Source organism: Nostoc sp. PA-18-2419 (assembly GCF_005869855.1).
Taxonomy (GTDB): Bacteria; Cyanobacteriota; Cyanobacteriia; order Cyanobacteriales; family Nostocaceae; genus Nostoc.
Genome location: NZ_SZNH01000013.1, coordinates 39,998 through 56,124 on the forward strand (window position 1 = coordinate 39,998; position 16,127 = coordinate 56,124).

General features: G+C 41.7%; 13 protein-coding genes. 6 read left to right on the top strand and 7 right to left on the bottom strand.

Going from position 1 to position 16,127, the window contains the following annotated elements; genetic code table 11:
* Positions 1 to 95: 95 nt before the first annotated feature.
* Positions 96 to 779 carry a Crp/Fnr family transcriptional regulator gene (locus FCR06_RS15370; protein ID WP_138501129.1) on the top strand — a complete coding sequence of 228 codons (684 nt, stop codon included), beginning with the start codon at positions 96 to 98 and terminating at the stop codon, positions 777 to 779.
* Positions 780 to 887: 108 nt separating this feature from the next.
* On the opposite strand, the gene FCR06_RS15375 is transcribed toward FCR06_RS15370, so the two are convergent.
* Positions 888 to 2,258 carry a DUF3370 domain-containing protein gene (locus FCR06_RS15375; protein WP_138501131.1) on the bottom strand — a complete coding sequence of 457 codons (1,371 nt, stop codon included), beginning with the start codon at positions 2,256 to 2,258 and terminating at the stop codon, positions 888 to 890.
* Between the two features lie 397 nt (positions 2,259 to 2,655).
* Here FCR06_RS15375 and FCR06_RS15380 point away from each other — a divergent pair, with 397 nt between their 5' ends.
* A complete protein-coding gene (locus FCR06_RS15380; RefSeq protein WP_138501133.1) occupies positions 2,656 to 3,633 on the top strand; it encodes an aromatic ring-hydroxylating oxygenase subunit alpha in 978 nt (325 codons plus the stop codon).
* Positions 3,634 to 3,899: 266 nt separating this feature from the next.
* Here the strand turns inward: FCR06_RS15380 and pstB are convergent, their stop codons facing one another.
* The 4 genes from pstB to pstS all read right to left on the bottom strand — a co-directional run bounded on the left by pstB (position 3,900) and on the right by pstS (position 7,952).
* Entirely contained in the window at positions 3,900 to 4,706 is an 807-nt protein-coding gene (gene pstB, locus FCR06_RS15385; protein WP_138501135.1) for a phosphate ABC transporter ATP-binding protein PstB, read from the bottom strand.
* A 57-nt stretch (positions 4,707 to 4,763) separates the two neighbouring features.
* Positions 4,764 to 5,645: a phosphate ABC transporter permease PstA gene (gene pstA / locus FCR06_RS15390; RefSeq protein ID WP_138501137.1), complete on the bottom strand. Its 882-nt coding sequence runs from the start codon at positions 5,643 to 5,645 to the stop codon at positions 4,764 to 4,766.
* A 19-nt stretch (positions 5,646 to 5,664) separates the two neighbouring features.
* Positions 5,665 to 6,615, bottom strand: coding sequence for a phosphate ABC transporter permease subunit PstC (pstC, locus tag FCR06_RS15395; protein ID WP_138501139.1), 951 nt, complete (start codon positions 6,613 to 6,615; stop codon positions 5,665 to 5,667).
* A 155-nt stretch (positions 6,616 to 6,770) separates the two neighbouring features.
* Positions 6,771 to 7,952 carry a phosphate ABC transporter substrate-binding protein PstS gene (gene pstS / locus FCR06_RS15400; RefSeq protein WP_138501141.1) on the bottom strand — a complete coding sequence of 394 codons (1,182 nt, stop codon included), beginning with the start codon at positions 7,950 to 7,952 and terminating at the stop codon, positions 6,771 to 6,773.
* Between the two features lie 749 nt (positions 7,953 to 8,701).
* Between pstS and FCR06_RS15405 the strand changes: the two genes are divergently transcribed.
* The 4 genes from FCR06_RS15405 (at position 8,702) to FCR06_RS15420 (ending at position 13,499) form a co-directional block, all read left to right on the top strand.
* Complete coding sequence (locus FCR06_RS15405) at positions 8,702 to 9,289, top strand: biotin transporter BioY (protein ID WP_138501143.1); 588 nt, start codon at positions 8,702 to 8,704, stop codon at positions 9,287 to 9,289.
* Between the two features lie 216 nt (positions 9,290 to 9,505).
* Positions 9,506 to 9,982 (top strand): signal peptidase II, encoded by a 477-nt coding sequence (gene lspA / locus FCR06_RS15410; protein ID WP_138501306.1) that lies wholly within the window; start codon positions 9,506 to 9,508, stop codon positions 9,980 to 9,982.
* A 212-nt stretch (positions 9,983 to 10,194) separates the two neighbouring features.
* On the top strand, positions 10,195 to 10,836 hold the full coding sequence (locus tag FCR06_RS34610) for a hypothetical protein (RefSeq protein ID WP_189523439.1): 642 nt from the start codon (positions 10,195 to 10,197) through the stop codon (positions 10,834 to 10,836).
* Positions 10,837 to 11,228: 392 nt separating this feature from the next.
* Entirely contained in the window at positions 11,229 to 13,499 is a 2,271-nt protein-coding gene (locus FCR06_RS15420; protein ID WP_138501147.1) for a transglycosylase domain-containing protein, read from the top strand.
* A gap of 187 nt (positions 13,500 to 13,686) precedes the next feature.
* Here the strand turns inward: FCR06_RS15420 and FCR06_RS15425 are convergent, their stop codons facing one another.
* Together FCR06_RS15425 and FCR06_RS15430 are read right to left on the bottom strand one after the other, a co-directional pair.
* On the bottom strand, positions 13,687 to 15,135 hold the full coding sequence (locus FCR06_RS15425) for a DUF4335 domain-containing protein (protein ID WP_138501149.1): 1,449 nt from the start codon (positions 15,133 to 15,135) through the stop codon (positions 13,687 to 13,689).
* On the bottom strand, positions 15,132 to 15,758 hold the full coding sequence (locus FCR06_RS15430; protein ID WP_138501151.1) for a DUF3038 domain-containing protein: 627 nt from the start codon (positions 15,756 to 15,758) through the stop codon (positions 15,132 to 15,134). The genes FCR06_RS15425 and FCR06_RS15430 overlap by 4 nt, the downstream gene beginning before the upstream one ends.
* Positions 15,759 to 16,127 lie beyond the last annotated feature (369 nt).

The window sequence follows — 16,127 nt, forward strand, 5'->3', positions numbered from 1 at the left end:
TTACCTCTGTATTCTATGTAAGATTACGGTTGAGATTAACTTAATAGTAGCAATTTAATTTTTCGCTCTTGAATCCTTATTCTTGCAAATATTTCATGCAAACAGAGGTTTTTAGTGAACTTTTCCCCTTAATGAGTACGGCCAACCCCCAGACTTTGGAATGGCTGCTCAACGTTGCTATTGAACATGAATACCCGGCTGGGCGAGCTGTTGTCATGGAAGATGCTTGGGGTAATGCCGTTTATTTAGTAGTTTCTGGTTGGGTGAAAGTCCGACGTACCGTTGCGGACGATTCAGTGGCTCTGGCAATTTTTGGTCGTGGGGATTTTTTTGGAGAAATGGCAATTTTAGATGAATCTCCGCGTTCAACTGATGTCATTGCTCTTTCACCAGTAAAATTACTTAGCATTTCCAGAGAGCGTTTTATTCAAATACTGTTTAAAGACCCTCAATTACATCATCGAATGTTGCAACTCATGGTGCGACGATTACGGCAAATTAACCTGCGCTTGCAAATGCGGTTTTCACCACCAGCAGTAAAACTCGCTCATACCTTAGTGACTTTAGGTGAAAGCTATGGTCAGGAATTAAACCAGGGAAGAGAAATTTTTAACATTCCCTTTAAAGATTTAGCAGAGGTAACAGAAATCGGCGCTGAAGAAACTACCAAAATTATGGAAAAGCTAGATGAAAAAGGGTGGATTAATATTGACAGCGCCAATAACATTATTTATCTTATAAACTTCAAACAGTTAATGAACTTGGCTGGTAGAATATGATTGCTTTATTTATTAAATAGGTCAACTTAATTAAACGTGAAATGTCATTACCAGCAAAACGGAGTTAAGCGAAGTAATGGACATGATATTACAAATGTATCCTTTGCCTTATCTTTGGTCTAGAGTTTGAATTGTTAGCATTTGAGGGGGTGTAGCATCAGGTGGGTAGAGAAAATCCACTTCTACCAGTCGCAGCTGACCAGGAGATATTTTTAATTGAGCAAGCGGTTCTCCCATCTGTCCCCGTTGTTGAACTAAATGCCAGTATTGGGTTCTGGGCAAGCCATTATCGTCATTGTAGCGAATACGAACTGTACCTCGGAAAAAGACGGACGGTTGAGGTGGTGAAAAAAAGCGAAGCCCTGGTTTACTTAACTCATCTTCTTTGATAGGTGTTTGGAAAAGCACATTTACAGTTTGCGGCTTACCAGTATTGTTGATTAATGGTAGAGATACGTTGTATTCAATGCCGTAGTTACCGTGAGCCTCGTAAGCAGTACCAGGATAACGTGCCACTAGTTTGGCAGTTTGGTTTTGTCCAGTACCCATTTTACCCGCTAAAAGGGTACTTAAACCGTAGGAAAAAGCTTGTCCTGATTCAGGAATTGCCAAATATGAACTATTCGAGTTGGTAACTTGTGTTTGCCAACGAGAGCCAATAGCTACCCCCGCTACCCGTCCGTAAATTTCTGCTGCCCCTTTGAGGTTATTTGGAGGGCTGGGGGCAGGTTCGCGCGGCCCAGCTAAATTACCATTTTCTAATAAGTTCTTCCATTCTTCTAAAGTGGGCGCTCGTTCGCTACCATCTGGATTGGGTTTGGCAAACATCGCCAGGTTCGCCATATAGACTGGGCGATCGCTATTTAAACGCAACAAAGTAGAACGTCCATTCAATGGCGGTATTAAAGTCCGCACTGGGATTGGATGATTCATTAACATCCGGCTTTGTTTTGGTGGAATTATTAACTGTGCTGGCCACCCTAACTGTCGTTTTCCTTGTAGCACATCATTCATCACGCGATCGCCAGGCCCAGCATAAATGTTTCCGGAATTATTTGACTGCATAGGGGGAAGTTTAATAAAAGGTGCATCAGGTTGACTAATATAACTGGCTGCTTGCAATATGTTGATAGTTGCAGTCTGATCGTTTGGATTGTAAATAATCACCCCCAAATAAAGAGTCCGCAAATCATTTGGAGTCTCAATCGCTCTAGCAATGTGGTGAGAAAATAAATCAAACCGTCCCTGAAATGGAAAGTTCAGGTGTGCGCTGGGCACTCTTTTGCCTTGAGGAGGAAATGTAGACAGCAGAATTCCTTCACTTTGAACTACTTCTGGGTTATTACTGTTAAATACTGGTACTTCATCAAGAAGGCCTGTTAAAGGTCTTGCTTGTTGGGGAATGAAGACTTCCTGAGGAGCAGGTGGAATAGATGGCGCTACTTGAGCCAAAAACAAATAAGAAATAAAATTAAGCATTTATTCAAAAAGCAATTTCTCGCTGAACTAAAGAATACAGCATACTTAATAAAGTCAAACAACAGACGAGTTATATCATGTCCGGTAAATACTTATGATATCTGTGAGGGTCGGTAATGGGTGATGGGTGATGAGTGATGGGTGATGGGGGAGAAAAACATAACTGTTCACCTCTTCCCAATTACCTTTTTCCCTATTACCCATTACCAATTACCAATTACCTATTACCTATTACCAAAAAGACTAACTCCTTTGTAAGTAATTAGCCGAACTTGATATTAGATGCTTAACTTGTGATACGTCTTAAAATCTAGTAACAAATCCCAAAACTGCTTTGATGGCTTTTTTTGTTGGATGATTAAGATGTAAGTATTTGACCTAATGGGTGTCAATACTCATGGTACAAGACCAGATTTTGCTGAATGATTGGCATGTAATAGCGCGCTTGCAAGACCTCCAACCTGGAACAGTCCTACGAAAGCGTTTATTAGGTGAAGAAATAGTGCTTTGGCACAATGGCGATAAAGTCTTAGCTTGGCAAGACCTTTGCCCGCATCGTGGTGCTCGTCTTTCTCTAGGATATGTCAACAAAGAGAATCTTGTTTGTCCTTATCACGGCTTGGCCTTTAATAGCGAAGGCAAATGTGTACTAGTTCCGGCTAATCCAGACCAATCGCCCCCCACAAAAGCTTGTGTTAAAACTTATCAAGTTCAAGAGCGTTACGATCTGCTCTGGGTTTGTTTAGGGACACCAAAACAAGACATAGCTCCGTTTTCTGAGTGGAACGATCCGATTTATTGCAAGATTTTCTGTGGTCCTTATTACTATCACTCTAGCCCTCTGCGGGCGCTGGAAAATTTCATCGATCCGGCACACTTCCCAATTATGCATTCGGGATTATTTGCCCACGCCAGTCGTCCTGAGTTGACGCACTATGAATTAGAATCTGTTACAGATGGGATTAGTTTCAAATGTGGTTTGTGGGAATTAGATTTTAATTCGGGTAATCCTCACCAAGCACCACTAATTTTCAATACCTACGATTACCGTATTTTCCGCCCGTTAGTAGCATACTTTAAACTTGGACCTGGAGAGCATCGTTTAAATATCTTTTACACTATTACGCCAGTCGATGAAGATGAGTGCGTAGCGCAATATTGGTTAATGGTAAACAACTCCGGTAAAGTTCCAGTAGAACTCTATCTAGATATTCAAAATCAAGTTGCTAGTCAAGATATTGCCATTGTCGAGTCTCAACAACCCCGACGCTTACCTTTGGATTTGCAAGCTGAAGTACATTTACCAAGCGATCGCTATTCTATTGCATACCGTAAGTGGCTCAAACAGCAGGGTGTTACTTTCGGCACTATTTAGAACTTGGCGATACTTTTGATTGCATCGGCCATAACTCAGCAATTTCCGCTTGATAAACTACTAGTACAACGCGACTCAAATAAAGCTACCACCTGAAATAAGTCAAAAGCTTACAGCATAACTGTTGTTTCTCTTTATGACTCTTAACCCGTCCAGCGCACTGGCTCACTTTTTACTTTTGCCTTGTTGTACTAACGTAGTTAATTTTTAAAGATGAAGTTACCATCCTAAACGATATTCCCGAATCAAGGAGTCGAAATAAATATTTATCCAAATCTGCCGCTGACGTAATCTCTAGTATCTTCCTGTCTAGGATTATTAAATATTACTTCTGTGGCATCAAACTCTACCATATAGCCACTGCGACCTCCTGTCTCACCAGTGCGGACATTAAAGAAGGCTGTTTTATCAGAAACCCGCGCAGCTTGCTGCATGTTATGGGTAACTATGACAATGGTATATTGCTCTTTAAGTTGGTGAATCAGTTCTTCAACCCGCAAGGTAGAAATTGGGTCAAGGGCGGAGCAAGGTTCATCCATCAATATAATCTCAGGTTGAACGGCGATCGCTCTGGCAATACACAACCGTTGTTGCTGTCCACCTGATAAGGATGAGCCACTTTGCCTGAGTTTATCTTTGACTTCATCCCATAAAGCTGCTTGCCGCAGACTTCTTTCTACTAATTCATCCATATTACCTTTGTAGCCGTTGATTTTGGCTCCAAAAGCAATGTTGTCATAAATTGATTTCGGAAATGGGTTTGGTCTTTGAAACACCATTCCAATTCTCCGACGCACTTCTACAGGATCGATGTCGGAGGCATACAAGTTTTTATCGTAGAATAATATTTTACCTTCTGCCCGAAATGATTCAATCAGGTCATTAAGCCGATTGTAGCATCGCAGCAGCGTACTTTTACCACAACCAGAAGGCCCAATGAAGGCTGTCACTTTATTTTTGGGTATATCTAGCCAGATATTCTGCAAGGCTAAAAACTTGCCATAATAAATATTGAGGTTTTCGGTGCGTAAAACAGTTTCAGTGTTATTAGCTGTGCTAATGTTACTAGCCATAAATTCAGTGTGATATATATTTTACTGATGAGAATTTGCTCTGGAGATGCTATTGGATTAAGCTTTTTTGCGAGTTGCCCAGCGAGCGATAATACTTGCGATCAAAACCATCAATACCAAAATTAAAGACGCTGCCCAAGCTAGGGACTGCCAATTTTTAAACGGAGAAATGGCATACTTATAAACTAAAACAGCTAAGGAAGCCGTGGGTTGGAATAAGCTATCAGGCCAAAAGTTGGAAAACAGAGCGGTAAACAGTAAGGGTGCGGTTTCTCCAGCTGCTCTGGCGATCGCTAGCGTTGCTCCAGTTACAATTGCTGGTAGGGCTGCTGGTAAAACTACTTGTGTAACTGTTTGAAAGTTAGTTGCTCCTAACCCTACAGATGCTTGTCGCAAATCTTGTGATACTAGCTGTAAAGCTTCATCAGTGGTTCGGACAATAATTGGCAACATTAAAATTGCCAGCGCTACTCCTCCACCAAGAGCTGAATATGAGCCTAAGTTCAGCTTTACTAACGTTAAAACTACAATCCCATAAGCAAATACCCCAGCAATAATTGAGGGAACTCCACTCAGGACGTTAGCCGCAAAACGCACCCATCTGGCTACTTTAATCGAACTAAATTCTGTGATGTAAATTGCCCCTAAAACACCAAATGGGATACTAATCGCGGCGGCAATTCCTACCATTAATAGTGTGCCCAAAATTGCATTACCAAAGCCTCCTCCTTTTTGTAAAGCTTTGGGTGGCAGTTCAACAAAAATACTGGGATTCAAACTGCTAAAACCTTGAATAATGACGTAAGAAAGCACTGCTAGTAAAGGCACAAGCGCCAATATGCCGCAGATAAATGCTATTACCGTCATTACACTATTAAACAGTGTTCTTTTAGACATGGGAGAGCGAGTTAAACTGCGCTCTGGAAAACTAGAAGTCATAATTCAATCCAAAACCACGCTACAGTCGTTTGACTCTCACAAGGATTAACTCTGCCAGGATATTGACAGCCAAAGTCAAAAAGAATAGAACTAAAGCAGCGTACATTAAAGCCGCAACTTGCAAACCACTAGCTTCAGAAAATTGATTTGCTAGCAAAGAAGAAATTGTGTTGGCTGGTGCTAGCAGAGAAAGACTAATATTGTTGGAGTTGCCAATTAACATGGTTACAGCCATTGTTTCTCCCATAGCCCGACCGAGTGCTAACATCACAGCACTAACTATGCCCGAAAAGGCTGCTGGGATCAGGACTTGCAAAATCGTTTCCCAGCGCGTTGCTCCTAGTCCTACCGCAGCTTGGCGCAAACTGGGAGGTATAGAAATTAAGGCATCGCGCGATAAAGCTGTGATAATCGGCAAAGTCATAATTGCTAATATGACTCCTGCCGGTAGCATTCMTGGCCCTGTGGGTGAGGTGCTAAAAAATGGTAACCAGCCAAAATAACTATTTAACCATTTTCCCAAGTTGGTTAAAATGGGCACCAAAACAAAAATACCCCAGACGCCGTAGACAACACTGGGAATAGCTGCGAGCAGTTCTATCGCAAAAACCAGTACCAGCCTCACCTTTGCAGGCAGAAAATCCTCGCTCAGTACAATAGCTGTGCCAACCCCAATTGGTACAGCTATTAGCAGACCAATGAAAGAACTTATGAGAGTTCCATAAACTTGAGGTAGCACTCCGTAGTTATCATTAACTGGGTTCCAAGTGCTGTTAGCTAAAAAACTAACACCAAATTTTTGGATAGCAGGCCAAGCGCCAATTGCAACCTGTAACCCAATGCATAATAAGGTGGCAGCAACCCCAAATGCGAAAACGCGAGTTAGCCAAATAAAACTCCGATCTAGAGATTTTTCTGTATCAGAGCGATTTTTAATCCCTGATGACAGACTTGGAGATTTTGTAGTCATGAATACCGACTGTTACAATTAAATCAGAGAAAAATGTGCGAGGCAACCAGATTGAGAATAATTGTCGCCTCATAATTTTTTAAAACTAAGACATCGAATCGCTATAGAATCATCAGTCTAGCGGGCAGGCGCTCGATTTTTGAGCGAGGATGTAGCTACTTGCTAGCACTGGCACCACTACCAACAGCGATTTTATACTCTGGACTAATTTGGTCAGCAACAGCAGCTACCTTGGTGATTACATTTTGGGGTAGAGGAACATAACCTAGTGCAGTAGCCTGCTTTTGACCGTCAGTTAAAGCATATTCGATCGCAGCTTCTATAGCCTTAGCTTTTGCCGGATTAGCATATTTCTTGTAAGCTAATAGCCAGGTGTAGGTAACAATCGGATAGGAATCAGCTCCTTGGGGGTCAGAAATAAAGGCGCGCAAATCTGGTGGTAGAGTTACTGATTCTAGGGTTTTAGCGGCTGACTCATCACTAGGTACAATAAATTTACCGCTTTTGTTTTCCAAAGCAGCAAACTTGAGACTATTTTGTTTGGCATAGCCGTACTCGACATAACCAACAGAACCTTGAGTTTGTTGAATTTGGGCTGTAACACCCTCATTCCCCTTAGCACCAACTCCCGTAGGCCAGTTAACAGTTTTACCTTCGCCAACTTTGCTCTTCCATTCTGGGCTGATAGCACTGAGGTGTTTTGTAAATACACCAGTGGTACCGCTACCATCAGAACGATAAACAACTGTAATTGGCTGTTGCGGAAGTTTGACACCTGGATTAGCCTTGGCAATTTGTGCGTCATCCCAAGACTTGATTTTGCCTAATAAAATATCAGCGTAAACAGCCCGTGGTAACTTTAGTTCGGCAACATCTGGCAAGTTATAAGCTAGCACGATGCTCCCAGCAGTCATGGGCAGTAAAATAACGCCCTTATCCTGTGGCACCTTCTTGATTTCTTCATCCTTCATTGCAACATCGCTAGCACCAAAGTCTACAGTGCCTTTGATAAATTGCTCAACTCCAGCACCGCTACCAACTGATGCATAGTCAACTTGCAGATTTGGATATTTTTTGTTCAAATCTGTGAACCAGGTGTCATACAGTGGTGCTGGAAAAGACGCACCAGCCCCTGTTAACTTGACATTTCCACCAAGGTCAAGTTTAGCTGGGCTAGAAGCAGTAGTATCTGTAGCAGTACCAGAAGGACTATCTTTGGTGGTTGTATTATCTGAGGTTTGCTGGCCGCCACAGCCTGTTAAGCTGATAGCCAGTGCTAATACTGAAATTAAACCTGTAATTTTGTGACTGTTTTCTACACTAATACGTGAAAGCATTGCTATCAATTTTTAGTAACTTTCCAGGTGAGCGCTTCTAACATACCCTTAAAAGGTGAAGCTCTAGGTAAACAATAGGTTAACAAACAGAAAAATCTAATGTTTTTTTTAGACAAATAGCAAATACTTGTTTAAAATGATGGTTGATAAATTTTATACCTATGTTTTTAAGATAATCTGAGCGTATCTTCGTTACATGTTGTAGCAGAAATCAATTGCTCGTGTATTGTTGTTACTCAACTCAGAAAAAATATTTAAATATGTAAAAGAATATGGTAATTTAATAAACTTAATATTTTTATATAAGAAAAAACTGTTTATGCTCTCTAGCTTTACAACCGGAGGCTAGTGAAGAAAAGATTTAAACCGGAAAATTCTTCTTTGAGAAAGCAGAGTCAGAGTAAAAGTAGATTGCCTATGTATGCAAAATAGGGCAGGCGATCGCTAAAAAACTTATTTAAACAATAATTATCTAAAAAATTAGAAAAAACAGTATAAATACTAGACTATTTGATATTAATTTGACCAAAATCTAAATCAAATACTAGTCATAATCAAACCAAACCACAATTAAGTAAATTAGACAATAGATGCCTAAGCTACAATTTGCACAGCTGAAAAATTACATACTCAAAAGGCAAAAGAAAATATGCTAGTTCTTTAAGTGTCAATACAGATTTGATTTTAATATTAATGTCTATACTGGTTGCTATTGGTTTTCCTTTTGCCTTTCTTTAGTTGCCTGATAAATGTTTGCTGCTTCCAACCAATTACTATGGTCAATGATTGGCTTACTCCTGACAATCGGTGGCGCTTTCCTAGAAGCTTATGGTATAACTTCACCTTGGAGTTGGAGTAAGCATGGAATTCAGACCTTTTCTTTAGGTGTAAATTTTCAAACAGGTGCAGTACTCTTGGTGGGTTGTTTAGGGGGCAAAAATGCCGGTGCGCTCTCGCAAATAGCCTATTTAGTCATGGGATTAACCTTATTACCAGTATTTACCGATGGTGGTGGTATTGGTTATGTCAAGTTATCTCAATTTGGCTATTTGCTAGGCTTTATTCCCGGAGCTTGGATTTGTGGCTTATTTGCCTTTAAAGCTAGACCTCGACTAGAAACCCTAGCCTTTAGTTGCGTTTGTGGCTTGTTAACTCTCCACCTATGCGGTATTACTTATTTGATTATTAGTTATCTTCTTCAATGGAAAGGCACAGAAAATCTACCTTTGATGCAAGCAATTCTCAGATATTCTTGGTTTGCACTACCAGGGCAACTAACTGTAGTCTGTGCCGTTACTGTAATAGCATATGTATTGCGTCACTTAATGTTTTATTAAGTAGAACAGTGTGGAAAACAAAACTATGTTAAGAAAAATTAAATAGACTTAAACCCTCTTCCCTCCAGCATAGCTATCTTGTCTTCCACACGCTACGCGAACTGCCTCATCCCAACCGTAAATATTCACACCGACCTACTTAGTTTATTGTCATTTGTCAAAAACTCATGACTAATGACCAATGACCAATGACCAATGACCAATGACAAATTCGCTATGCGTTTAAAAAATCGCCTTTTTTGGATTGCTGCCTTTATAGCTTTTTTCCTAGACCAAATAACAAAATATTGGGTGGTGCAAACCTTCAGCTTGGAACAAACGCGACCACTCTTACCTGGAATATTTCACCTGACTTATGTCACTAACACTGGTGCAGCTTTTAGCCTGTTAAGTGGGAAAGTAGAATGGTTGCGCTGGTTATCTTTAGGAGTGAGTTTAGTATTGATAGCAGTAGCACTGTTTGGCCCAACGTTAAATCTGTGGGATCAGCTAGGTTATGGTTTGATTTTAGGTGGAGCAATGGGGAATGGTATTGATCGCTTTATTTTAGGCTATGTCGTTGATTTTCTAGATTTTCGCCTGATTAACTTTGCTGTATTTAATGTGGCAGATTCATTTATTAGTATCGGTATTGTCTGCCTGCTAATTGCCTCGTTGCAAAAAGCACCGACTTCAACTGGTAGTAGGCATTAAACTATTAAGCCTGGGATGAATTATCCCAGGCTATTGGTTGCTCAAAGCTTTTTTGAATAGATAATATCCGACAACTCGCTTTGTATGTTCAAGCCATTTAGATTTTTATCCTACACCTTTAAGTATAACTGGTGCAGGATGTCAAGATACACAGCGATCACCAATGGCAAATTGATATTCAGATTGTGCCAAAGCTTTGAATTTAATTACCTGTGGAAGGAGTTTTTGGCGACGCAGGAGTAACAGGAGTTGGTTCAGTGCTGCTACCAGGAGTGCCAGACTCAGGTGGGGTAATGCTTCCTGGTTCGGTAGTGCTGCCAGGGGTACTAGGTTCAGAAGGGGTAATGCTTCCCGGTGCTGGAGTTATATTACTAGGAGCGCCAGGTTCAGAAGGGGTAATGCTTCCCGGTGCTGGAGTTATATTATTAGGAGCGCCAGAATCAGGAGTAGTCATAGTTCCTCCTGGTGCTGGAGTCGTGCTGTCACTCGGGGTGTTAGCTGGAGGTGGAGTAGTGCCTGATGGTGCGGTTGTATCAGGAGTAGTGGTACTCGATGGAGTCGTTGTATCAGGAGTTGTAGTGCTGCTAGGAGTGGTAGGCGTGACTGCTGTACCACCAGGACAGCGGGAGTTAAGCGGGAAATATTCGCACAGAATTTTCATACCTTCTGGCGACATCTTGATTTCCGTTGGTGAACTAGTGGAGGAGTTACTACTGGATTGCGCTATGGGGGATTTACTGGATTGGGCTACGGCAATATTAGTGGTGAATGCCAAACATAAAGCTGTACCAATCAGGGTCAGAGATTTTCCCATCATTCTGAAATTAACCTCAACGGAACACTCGACTCATTAAAACAGATAATAAGATTTAAAAAATCTTCCTAAATGAAGATATTTAGCTTTGTTTCAAAATATGTGAATATGTAAAAATGGTATAAATTGAATCTATATATTAATAATTACTAGTATAAGAAAATGCAAACATTAAATTATTAGTTATAGTTATGAACTAAAAAAAGTTAGATATAACAGTCATTTGACAATAGGAAAATGAAATTAGCTTTCGATAAACAAGGTATTAAAAGTAACAAGTAATTATTTGCCACCTCAAGAAGAAAGTATAAAATAAATCACAAAAACCATAAAACCAATTTATGCCTTGGCTTATGAGTAAAATGATGGAAGATTAACATCTAAATTGTAGTTCGCCCGATTATTCACTAAAAACTGTGATGTAAATAGCCGATGAGTTCTCCCCAACCCCCTCACAAGCCACAAACGTTACTAGGTCAACTGACTCAAGCAGTACAAACAGTTCAAGCTAGGGTCGATTTTTCTAAATTGGCGCTCAAGCCTAATGCCAAAGTACCAGAACTTTGGGTGCAGGATGCGGGGGCGGATAAAGCAGAGGTATATCCACTGTTGGGCGATCGCTATATTCTAGGTCGTAGCTCCAAGTCCTGCGATATCGTCATCCGTAACCCTGTTGTCAGCCAAATTCACTTGTCGTTATCGCGCAATTCTACTCAGCGCACACCTGTTTTCATCATCAAAGACGAAAACTCTACTAATGGCATTTATCGTGGCAAGCGTCGTGTCAATTCTCTGGAACTACGTCATGGGGATATTCTCACCTTGGGGCCACCAGAACTCGCTGCTTCTGTACGATTGCAATACGTCGATCCGCCACCTTGGTATATCAATGCCGCGACTTGGACAGGTTATGGCATTGGTGGTGTCAGCGCCTTATTTGCATTAGTGATTGGCGTTGAATGGCTAAAATTTTCAGTTAGACCCTTACCCACAGCGACACGCGCCCCAGTTGTTGTTTATGCCCGCGATGGAGCCACCCCCTTAAGAGAGCCTCGGACTACCTCTCACGTAGACTTGAAGCGACTAGAGGACTTTGGTCCTTATTTGCCTGCTGCCGTGGTTGCTTCCGAAGATAGCCGTTATTATTGGCACTTTGGGGTCGATCCGTTGGGAATCTTACGAGCCGTATTAATTAATAGCCGCACCGGAGATGTGCAACAAGGAGCTAGCACTGTTACCCAGCAAGTTGCCCGCAGTTTGTTCCGCGATTATGTAGGCAGACAAGACACTTTGGGACGTAAATTGCGGGAGGCAGTTGTCGCCTTAAAGCTAGAAACGTTTTACAGCAAAGATGATATTTTGCTGATGTATTTAAATCGAGTTTTTTTGGGAGGGGACACCTCTGGGTTTGAGGATGCAGCTAAGTATTATTTTGAAAAGCCAGTTAAAGATTTAAGTCTGGCAGAAGCTGCAACATTGGTGGGAATTTTACCAGCTCCCAATGGTTTTGATTATTGTGGAGACGGGCCAAATAAGCTAGAAACTGCTGAATACCGCAATCGTGTAATTAAGCGGCTGCTGGAGATGGGCAAAATCAAACCCGAAGATGCCAACCGAGCCAGACGTTCCACAGTACAAGTTAGTCCAAAAGTCTGCGAACAACAAGCTAAAACCATCGCTCCTTATTTTTACAATTACGTTTTCTCTGAGTTGGAATCAATCTTGGGGGAAGGAGCAGCAAGAGAAGGAAACTATATTATTGAAACCAAGCTTGATCCAGGCATCCAAAGCCAAGCAGAAGCTGCATTGCGTAATTCAGTAAATGGTAGTGGTAGAAGTTTTAACTTTTCTCAAGGGGCAGTGGTCACCCTTGACTCTAGTACTGGTAGTATCTTGGCAATGGTGGGGGGAACTGATTATAAAAAAAGTCAGTTCAATCGGGTTACTCAAGCTAAAAGACAACCAGGTTCCACCTTCAAAATCTTTGCTTACACTGCCGCTATCCAACAGGGGATTCCAGCATCAAAAACTTATTCTTGTGCTCCTTTAACTTGGCAAGGGTTTACTTACAAACCCTGTCGTGCAGGTGCAGATACTACTTTCGATATTGCCACTGGGCTGGCGCTTTCGGAAAATCCCATCGCTTTGCGAGTTGCTAGAGAAATTGGGCTGGATAAAGTAGTCTCTATGGCCCAGCGTTTGGGGGTAAAGTCCTCACTAGATCCGGTTCCTGGGTTGGTACTAGGTCAAAGTGTAGTTAATGTTTTAGAAATGACTGGTGCTTTTGGCGCCATTGGCAATCGCGGCGTATGGAATCCTCCCCATGCGATTAATCGGATTTTAGACAGTGGAGATTGCAAAGACCGCAACGATCTCAAAACTTGCCGCGTCATTTACTCCTTCGACCAAGACCCAGACGGCAACAAACGAGTATTATCAAATGGTGTCGCCGATGAAATGACTAGTTTAATGCGCGGTGTAATCAGCAGAGGTACTGGTCGTAGTGCCGCCATTGGACTAGGAGAAGCTGGTAAAACAGGCACTACTAATAAAAACGTTGACTTGTGGTTTATAGGTTTCATTCCCAGTCGGCGGCTGGTAACTGGCATTTGGTTGGGAAACGACAACAATTCCCCTACATCTGGTAGTAGCGCTCAAGCAGCTCAACTGTGGGGAAATTATATGGGGCGGATTACAAGGTGAATTGCGGACTGGGGACTGGGGAAGGTGGGGCCCCCTCTGAGGATAAGGGGTAATGGGGACTGGGAAGCGCAGAGCAGTCTTTTCCCTTTGCCGGTTTGCCCGTTTGCCCTCTACCTCTTATTTATGTCCCATATCTAATCCTCAATACCTAATACCCAGTCCTCAGTCTCCAATCCCTAGCCCCCAATTACTGATATCCCTGCCAAGGAGTGATTTCTAATTTGTGATTAGGTTTAAATATCACTTGAAAGTGAGCAAGGGGTTCTTTGTTATTGGGAGCTGCGACATTGGAACCGTAGATAGAATTGAACATCTGGGGAAGGGGTGTTTCCCGGAAATAGTCAAAGGCAACTTGATTAAGTGGTTCATAGTCAGCAATTACAGCATCTTTGTTGACTGCTACCCGATATTTCAAATCTCGTGTAAAAGTGGGGGTGGTACTCCAAGCTTGACCAACTGTATTATAAAGTTTCTGATTTAAACCTTTAATTATATTAGAGTCAGTAATTTTTGCTCCTACTACCTCTGGTGTTCTGGCATATCCCCGCCAAGGGCTAACTTGTAGTACACCTCCTGTAGTAAATACTACTCGGAATTGAGCGATCGGTTCATTGGAGATGGGAGCGCGATTAGCTGGATTGTAAAGTACGTTAGGTAGAGGAGTTTGCCCTACTCCCTCATTCGCTTCTTTATTCACCGCTTTATAACCAACGATCGCTCCATCGGCAGCTACACCTAAACGATAGATCAAATCCTGTTGCAATCCTGAGCGATTAGTCCAAGCTGGATGAATTTGATTGTATACTTGGCGATTTAATGCACGTAGCTGGGATGGGTCAGTAATTTCTGGAACTGTATTTAAAAGTGCTTCTAAATCTTTAACTGCTGGCTTGCTATTAGTTGTAGGTGTTGGGATGGGAGTTGCAGCAGTTATTGGTGTTGCAGCCGATGTGGGAATTGCAGCAGTTGATGGTGGAGTGAGGTTTTGAATTGTTGAGGTAGTTTGCTCGTTTGGCTTGGGCTGCGGTGGACGTATTTGTGGAGGTGGAATCAAGTTAAAGGCGATCGCCGCTACTGCTAAACTAGATACTCCTATAGCTGCGGGAACTGTCTGATTAATCAACGCTTGACTAGCACCGCCATAGCGTCTGGTAACTGGTTGTAGTTCTAAGGAAAGTTCTGGTAAAGTCTGAGTATCAGCAAAAAACTGATCCACTGCTTCCACCAAATCAAACAACTGCACAGTACTTAAATCTATTTCAATCGGTGGACGTTTAGAATTGCTTGAGCGAGACTCGAAACCCTCTGGTGCGCCTTCTGAATGCACAATTAATTTATGTCGGTTGCTGTCAACTTTTTGAAACTCTACTAGTTCCGACTCGTGGTTGTGGGCCTGAGGGTTAGGTACATTACTTAAAAATTCTTGAGCATAGCCACTAACCGCCCTGACTAAACTTTCAAAAAACTCCCGCCCTCCGGTTAAAGGCTGATTATATCCAGATATATAGCATTCTGCATTTACCAATATTGATAATTCCGGTCGCAGTTCTTGAAACTGTGCAGCCCTAGTGACATCACTTAACCCTTCTAAAAGCAGTGTACAATTGGGTAAACTGTACTTACGTTGAATATTCATTCCACCTCACCGTCAAAAAGACTAATCCAGAACCGCTGCATTCCAGCTGTACCAGTACAAAATAGTAATTGTCCTAACAAATTTATCGCTAGTTCATCTAACTTTTGATCGGAACTTAATGCTAGTGACCCAGAACGTCGAGCATTCATCCGGCTCTTAAAATGCGCTCTAAACCGCTCTAGGTAATTAGATAAGCGTAAATTTTGTTCTAAGGGAATCTGCTTTTCTTCCATTTGTTGGCATATCATTAATAATTGGCGGATGACCACAGTTAAACGCCGTGCTATATAACAAGCAATGACTACCAAAGCTTTGGCTTCCATAACAGTTAGAGGGCGGCGCATGTGTGCTCTGCGTAGCGGGTTAGAGCTACGCATCCGCCATAAATTCACTCGATCTTTGACAATTCCTTTGAGATCCAACTCTTGAGCGAAAGCCAAGATTGCTTCAGAACCACCAAGCTCTAAAGCTTCAATAGCGAGTAAAATGAGGTCAATTTGCAACCGGGTTCTGCGAGGACATGTTTGTCCGGTGATCGCTGGATCTGGCAAAGTGTCCAGAATCATCGGCAATGAATCTTGAATTGGACTTTTCAACGGCGTTAAACTTGCGGAAACATTCATTCTATAAATACCTTGTGCGCTTGTCACAGACTAGATAAAACAAATTTCAGATCAGTAGCAAGACAAGAACATTAGACTTATAACAGCAGTTATGACTACCTGATATATACATTACTTAACTCTTTCTACTCAAAGGATTCCCTATATTAAATTCAAAAGTTTAAAACATAACTTAATTCACCTTTTTTATTAGTGCTATACCTTTTCTAGCTTGATTTAGATTCTAATTATCGTCAATCAAGGGTCAAGCTTCAGTCTCCACCTCGGCGTATGACATTATAGTGTACGATTTTTCAGGTATCTGGTATTGGGGACTGGGGACTAGGGACTGGGATAGCTAGAAATTTAAATTCATAACTTCTCAGTTTC